Source organism: Methylophilus sp. (assembly GCF_035460085.1).
GTDB lineage: Bacteria > Pseudomonadota > Gammaproteobacteria > Burkholderiales > Methylophilaceae > Methylophilus.
The window spans coordinates 1-6,748 of sequence record NZ_DATHWZ010000102.1 but is presented as its reverse complement, the minus strand read 5'-3'; the positions used below and the strand labels follow the sequence as shown (position 1 = coordinate 6,748).

General features: G+C 49.9%; 6 protein-coding genes. 4 read left to right on the top strand and 2 right to left on the bottom strand.

Annotation, left to right across the window (positions count from 1 at the left end):
• Positions 1-252 precede the first annotated feature (252 nt).
• Positions 253-1,470 (bottom strand): tRNA guanosine(34) transglycosylase Tgt, encoded by a 1,218-nt coding sequence (gene tgt / locus VK958_RS13475; RefSeq protein WP_325242198.1) that lies wholly within the window; start codon positions 1,468-1,470, stop codon positions 253-255.
• A 153-nt stretch (positions 1,471-1,623) separates the two neighbouring features.
• Here tgt and pssA point away from each other — a divergent pair, with 153 nt between their 5' ends.
• The 4 genes from pssA to VK958_RS13455 all read left to right on the top strand — a co-directional run bounded on the left by pssA (position 1,624) and on the right by VK958_RS13455 (position 6,128).
• Positions 1,624-2,412, top strand: a complete 789-nt coding sequence (gene pssA, locus VK958_RS13470; RefSeq protein WP_325242197.1) for a CDP-diacylglycerol--serine O-phosphatidyltransferase — start codon at positions 1,624-1,626, stop codon at positions 2,410-2,412.
• Between the two features lie 126 nt (positions 2,413-2,538).
• The gene (locus VK958_RS13465) at positions 2,539-4,074 is read left to right on the top strand and encodes a 2-isopropylmalate synthase (protein WP_325242195.1); all 1,536 of its coding nucleotides are present in this window, start codon (positions 2,539-2,541) and stop codon (positions 4,072-4,074) included.
• A 465-nt stretch (positions 4,075-4,539) separates the two neighbouring features.
• Positions 4,540-5,436: a drug/metabolite exporter YedA gene (gene yedA, locus VK958_RS13460; RefSeq protein ID WP_325242193.1), complete on the top strand. Its 897-nt coding sequence runs from the start codon at positions 4,540-4,542 to the stop codon at positions 5,434-5,436.
• A gap of 23 nt (positions 5,437-5,459) precedes the next feature.
• Positions 5,460-6,128, top strand: coding sequence for a histidinol-phosphatase (locus VK958_RS13455; RefSeq protein ID WP_325242191.1), 669 nt, complete (start codon positions 5,460-5,462; stop codon positions 6,126-6,128).
• 63 nt (positions 6,129-6,191) lie between these two features.
• Here VK958_RS13455 and VK958_RS13450 read toward each other — a convergent pair.
• Positions 6,192-6,748 (bottom strand): outer membrane beta-barrel protein (locus VK958_RS13450; protein ID WP_325242190.1); only part of this gene is annotated, 557 nt, incomplete at its 5' end.

The following is a 6,748-nucleotide window of genomic DNA, read 5'->3' as shown; positions in this document are numbered from 1 at the left end:
TCGGCCAGCGTCTGTTCGAGTTCCGCAACAAGCCACGAACTGTGTGGCTTGTCAGGGCGAGTTTCGTTGGACGCCCACGTTGATGAGCAACGCAGGAATCAAGCGGAAGCTAGGGTGCATTTCTTTTGGTTACTTAGTTCTTTGTGCAGGCAAAAAAAAGTAACTCGCCTAGAGGCGAAAAGGGAAGCCACAGTCGAAGAGCTTGCTTTAAGGCACTAAAAGGTTTTCATTGAAGGAGTGTGCATTTTATAGTCAGCGCTTTTCAGCTCGCTTTCTTGCGAACTCCGTTTTAAAAGCTTCAAACCTGTTTTCTTCAATCGCCGCCCGCATCCCCCGCATTAAAAACTGATAATAATGCAAGTTATGAATCGTGTTTAAACGCGCACCTAGAATCTCGCCAATCCGATACAAATGATGCAAATAGCTGCGGCTAAAATTGCGGCAGGTATAACATTCGCACTCTTCATCCAAAGGCCGCGTATCGGTTTTATACGTGGCATTCTTGATTTTCACATCGCCATATTGCGTGAACAGCCATCCGTTACGCGCATTCCGTGTTGGCATCACGCAGTCAAACATGTCGATGCCATAACTTACAGCATCCACCAGGTCTTCCGGTGTGCCGACGCCCATCAAATAACGAGGTTTGTCTTTTGGCATTTGCGGGGCGGTATGCGCCAGAATGCGTAGCATGTCTTCTTTAGGTTCGCCGACAGACAGGCCGCCAATTGCATAGCCATCAAAACCAATTTTTTCCAGGCCCTGGCGAGAGACATCGCGCAAATCTTCAAACATGCCGCCCTGGATAATGCCAAACAAGGCGTTTTTCTGATGGCTTTCAATGCTATCGACTTCAGTTGTATGCTGAGCTGCTTCTGCCAGTTGCTTCACTTCATCCTCACCACCTTGCAAGGCCATGGCTTGCGGGATGGTGTGAGTTTGGTATACATCAAAAGCATCGCGGCTGCGTTGTGCCCAGCGCAGGCTGAGTTCCATTGATTGACGGGCTTCATGATGGCTGGCAGGATAAGGCGTGCATTCGTCAAAAATCATGACGATGTCACTGTTGAGTACACGCTGGATACGCATGGATTCTTCCGGTGTCAGGAAGCAACTGTCGCCGTTGATCGGGGATTTGAATTTAACCCCAGCCTCACTGATTTTACGCAAATCACCCAGGCTCCAGACCTGGAAGCCGCCGGAGTCTGTCAGTATCGGTTTATCCCAGCCCATGAATTTATGCAGGCCATCGTGTGCAGCCACCACCTCCATACCGGGGCGCAGCCATAAATGAAAAGTATTGCCGAGGACAATGTGCGCCTGAATCTCATTCAATTCTAGAGGCGACATGGCTTTGACGGTGCCGTAAGTACCAACCGGCATAAACGCCGGGGTTTGTACTTCACCATGAGGTAGGTGAACGGTGCCGCGTCTGGCGAGGCCATCAGTGTTGTGTAGGGAAAACTGCATGGAGTGGCGATAAGTAACTGAAATAAACGCGCATTTTATCACAGCAGGATGCTGCGCCCGGTCCATATACCGGGCTTTTGCATTGACCTGCTTTGCTTGCATTTTTTGTGATTGCCCGCAACAATGCACGTATCTGCATTCTTGAATTCTCCTATGGCTGAACCACAAACCCGACTGTCGCGACGTGAAGAACACACCAGTTTGCGTCAGCGTGGTATTTATTTGCTCCCAAATTTATTCACCTCTGCCTCTTTGTTTGGCGGTTTTTATGCCATTGTGCAGGCGATGAATCAGCATTTTGAACAGTCTGCCATCGCGATTTTTATCGCCATGGTGCTGGATGGCCTGGATGGCCGTGTGGCGCGCATGACCAACACCCAGAGTGCTTTTGGCGCTGAATATGACAGCCTGGCGGATATGGTCTCATTTGGCGTAGCACCCGCGCTGATTGTGTATGTGTGGGCGTTGCAGCCAATGAATAAACTGGGCTGGATTGCCGCCTTTATTTACTGTGCCTGTGCGGCCCTGCGATTGGCGCGTTTCAATACCAAGATTGATGACCCGTTTCAGGATAAGCGCTATTTCCAGGGCTTGCCTAGCCCGGCGGCAGCGGCTTTGCTGGCGGGGTTTGTGTGGGTGTCTTATGAATACAATATTGATGGCCGCGAGATTTTCTTCGGTGCCGTACAGGTCAAATGGATCGCCTGGTGCCTGACCGTATTTGCCGCCGGTTCTATGGTTTCTGACCTGAAATTTTACAGCGGCAAGGATATCAACCTGCGACATTCCGTGCCTTTCGTGGCTATCCTGGCAGTGATGCTGGCATTCGTGCTGATTTCCTATAGTCCGCCGGAAGTATTATTCAGCGTGGTGTTTGTGTATACCTTATCTGGATATTACTTATGGATACGCGACAGGATGGCTGCCAAAAATAAAGCTTAAATTGAGTAGTGACATCACAACGCGCCACGACTGGCGCGTTTTTTATGGATGCTGCTGGCCTGTGTGGCCGTGGTGGTCAAGAGCAGGACAAGCGAGTAAAATTCGCCTGTCAGATTAGGAACCTACATGGAACAAATTATAATTTTTGATACCACGCTGCGTGACGGGGAACAAAGCCCTGGTGCGGCGATGACCAGAGAAGAAAAAATCCGCATTGCACGCCAATTGGAAAAACTGGGTGTAGACGTCATTGAAGCTGGATTCGCTGCCGCCAGCCCGGGAGACTTTGATGCGATCTCCGAGATTGCCAAAGTGATTAAAACCTCCACCGTGTGTTCACTGGCGCGCGCCAGTGAAAATGATGTCCGCCGTGCCGGTGAAGCGATCAGGCATGCGGCCAAAGGTCGTATCCACACCTTTATTGCCACCAGCAAAATCCATATGGTGAACAAGCTGCGCATGACTGAAGACCAGGTGGTCGAGCGCGCAGTGCAGGCAGTAAAGTGGGCGCTGGAATATACCGAAGATGTCGAATTTTCTGCCGAAGATGCTGTGCGTTCCGAGATTGATTTCCTAGTGCGCGTATTTGAAGCCGTGATTGATGCCGGCGCCAAAACCATCAATGTGCCGGATACGGTGGGCTACAGTATTCCCTCGGTGTGGGGTGAACGTATGGCCGAATTGATCAAGCGCGTCAAAGGCGCTGATAAGGTGATCTGGTCTACCCATTGCCATAATGATCTGGGCATGGCGGTCGCGAACTCCCTGTCGGCTGTGATGAACGGTGCACGCCAGGTCGAATGCACGATTAACGGGCTCGGTGAGCGTGCCGGTAACGCCAGCCTGGAAGAAATTGTCATGGCGATTAAAACACGCAGTGATATATTCAACCTGACCACACGGATTGATGCCACACAAATCGTGCCATCGTCAAAACTGGTTTCTACCATTACCGGTTACCCGGTACAGCCTAACAAAGCGATTGTTGGTGCTAACGCCTTTGCGCATGAGTCTGGCATCCATCAGGATGGCGTGCTAAAGCACCGCGAAACCTATGAAATCATGCGCGCTGAAGATGTGGGCTGGGGCGCGAATAAACTGACCTTGGGCAAATTGTCCGGCCGCAACGCTTTCCGTACCCGCTTGAAAGAATTAGGGATTGAACTGGAAAGTGACGACGCCTTAAACGCTGCATTTGCCCGTTTCAAAGAGCTGGCCGATAAAAAGTCGGAAATCTTTGATGAAGATTTGCATGCGCTGGTGAGTGATGAAGTGATGCAAGATGCGGCTGAATTATTCAAACTCACTTATCTGCAAGTGGCTTCGCAAACCGGTGAAATCCCGCATGCGGTATTGACGTTGAATCGTGATGGCCATGAACAACGCACGGAAGCCACTGGCGGCGGTCCGGTAGATGCGACATTTAAAGCGATTGAGAATGTGGTCAATAGTGAAACTGAATTGTTGCTTTATTCGGTGAACAATATTACCAGCGGGACGGATGCGCAAGGGGAAGTGACGGTGCGTCTGGCAAAAGGTGGCCGGGTGGTCAACGGACAGGGTGCAGACACTGATATCGTTGTGGCTTCAGCCAAGGCTTACCTGAACGCATTAAACAAGCTTTACGCCAAGGCAGAAAAACTGAATCCGCAAGTAGATTAAATTTAAACGCATTCGGTAAAGCAAATTCTAGCAATTGAAAATATTGCTACTGTTCTCAAATCTGTCATTCCCGCAAAGGCGGGGATCCAGGCCGAGTACTGGGCCATGGTGGTTGCTTGTAAACCAGTTAGCCTTTCACCTGGCCTGTATGCTTACTTGCAGGACGTGCTGGCTTCTGCATTAGCCAGAAAGTATCGCAGGCGCATAGCATTTCTGCTCAACCCTGCGCTGGTCTGATGAAGAAGGGTGAATTGCCACATTGGATTATTTAATAAAGCCGTTATCCATTGCCATCACACATCAACCCCGTAAGGTTTTTCAATAAATAATGAATCGCCAACGTAAACAACAATAGACAATCTTTTCGTTTGATGCCACTCAATATCCTGTTTTTTTATCTCCCAACATTTTTGGCAACCTTAATATGTCAGTGCGATAGCGTGCAAGTGACTGTCAGGATCTTGAATGTCGTCTAGGCAAAAGTGGCTGTTAATCATCAGTGCACTTACCTGTACCTATTTAATATGGGGTTCCACCTACCTCGCAATTAAATATGCGATTGAGAGTTTCCCGCCATTCATCATGGTCGGCGTCCGGTTTACGGTTGCCGGATCATTACTTTATGCCATTCTGCGTGGCATGGGACATGCGGCACCCAGCATCACTCAATGGCGAGGCGCGGCTTTAGTCGGGTTGCTGCTGCCGGTATTAGGCAACGGCACCGTTTCATTTGTGCAACTGCATGTGTCGTCCAGCGTGGCGGCGCTGGCGATTGCCACTGCCCCGATCTGGATGGCGATTTTTTCCAGCCTGTGGGGGCACAAAATCAGCCGCCGCGAATGGCTGGGCATCGCCATCGGCCTGGTTGGAATTCTGTTATTGAATACCCGTGGCAGTTTGCATGGCGATTGGTTAAGTGCATTGTTGTTAACGTTTGCTGCGGCTTCCTGGTCGTTGGGCTCGGTTTGGAGCAAGCATATGGCGATGCCGCAGGGCCTGATAGGTGCGGCCAGCCAGATGTTATGTGGTGGCCTGATTGCCTTCGTATTCAGCTTTGCTTTTGGTGAGCAATGGCCAGCGCAAGTTTCCACCCGCTCATGGGCGGCGATTGCTTTCATGATTGTGCTAGGCTCTATAGTCGCGTTCTCAGCCTATCACTGGCTATTACACAATGTGCGTCCAATGGTGGCCAGCAGTAATACCTTTGTGAACCCGGTAGTCGCATTTGTAGTGGGTATCTGGTTTGCCGATGAGCAGATTCATACCATGGAATATATCGCGCTGGCGGTGATTCTGGTCGGCGTGTTCCTGGTGCTGACCTCGACGACCAACGAAGCCGTGCCTGAAGAACAAATCGTTTAATTAATAGGATTGAAAGCTATTGTATGAAGCAAAACCTTGCCTTATTTGACCTGGACAACACCCTGCTGGCGGGTGACAGTGACTATAACTGGAGTATTTTCCTGATTGGGGAAGGCCTGCTCGATGAGAAAACGCATAAAGCGCGTAACGAGCAGTTCTACCTTGATTACAAGAATGGCACCTTGGATATTTTTGCTTTTCTCGCTTTCCAGTTGCAGCCATTGGCACAGCACCCGAAAGCGTTCCTGGATGAGCTGCACAAAAAATATATGGTTAACGTGATCCGCCCGATGATGACGCAAAAAGCGCAGGACTTGGTGAACAAGCACAAGGCGGATGGCGACCTGTGCATGGTGATTACTGCTACGAACAGTTTTGTGACCAAACCGATTGCCACTGCTTATGGCATTGAACACCTGATTGGCACTGATCCTGAAATGGTGAATGGCGAATTTACCGGTGGCGTGAGCGGCACCCCCAGCTTCCAGCAGGGCAAGGTGACACGTTTGAATGAGTGGCTGGCAGTCAAAGGACAAACACTGGCGGACTTTGAAACCAGTTATTTTTACAGTGACTCACACAATGACTTGCCGTTGATGAAGCTGGTGACTCATCCAGTTGCGGTTGATGCTGATCCGACGTTGACTGCTTATGCCAATGAACATCAGTGGCCAGTTATCAGCTTGCGCTAGGGTTTTTGCGGAAACACTTTACGCTAAAGAAATCCAATTCTTAAGCTTAAATCCGGGGGTGATTTAAAAACTCAGCGTCAGCGCTGTCGCCGCCATTATATTATTGTCTATGCTACGCACGCCATCCTTATCGAAAATAGCATCGCGACTCGTCAGTTTGCGCAATTCGTTACGCCATACCATCCGCTGGTTAAGGCGATAATCCATATTCACTGAATAACCGGTGGTTTGAAAACCATCATCAGTGCCAGTGTTGATAATCACGCCATGTTTGTCGTGGTAGTGTTCCAAGCGTGCGGAAAATTGCAGGCGGTCTGAATATGTGTAGCGCAATACTATGTTTGGGCTATACCACACATGATAGCGATCACTGCCGGGTGCGGCCTGCTCAGCGCCGATATCAAATGCGGTAATGAATCCCCAATGCTCATCCATCTGCCATTGCACGTAAAAATCATGGAAGTAGCGCATCTGACGTTGGGCATCCGATTTATCGTTGCCGATAAATGAGCTGCTATTGATAGTAAGTTCGTCATTCGGTTTATATACCAGCTGGTGCCCGATGGCAGGTGTGGTATTGCCGTCAGTGCGCTGTATGCGCTGCCAGCCAGTGAGTAATA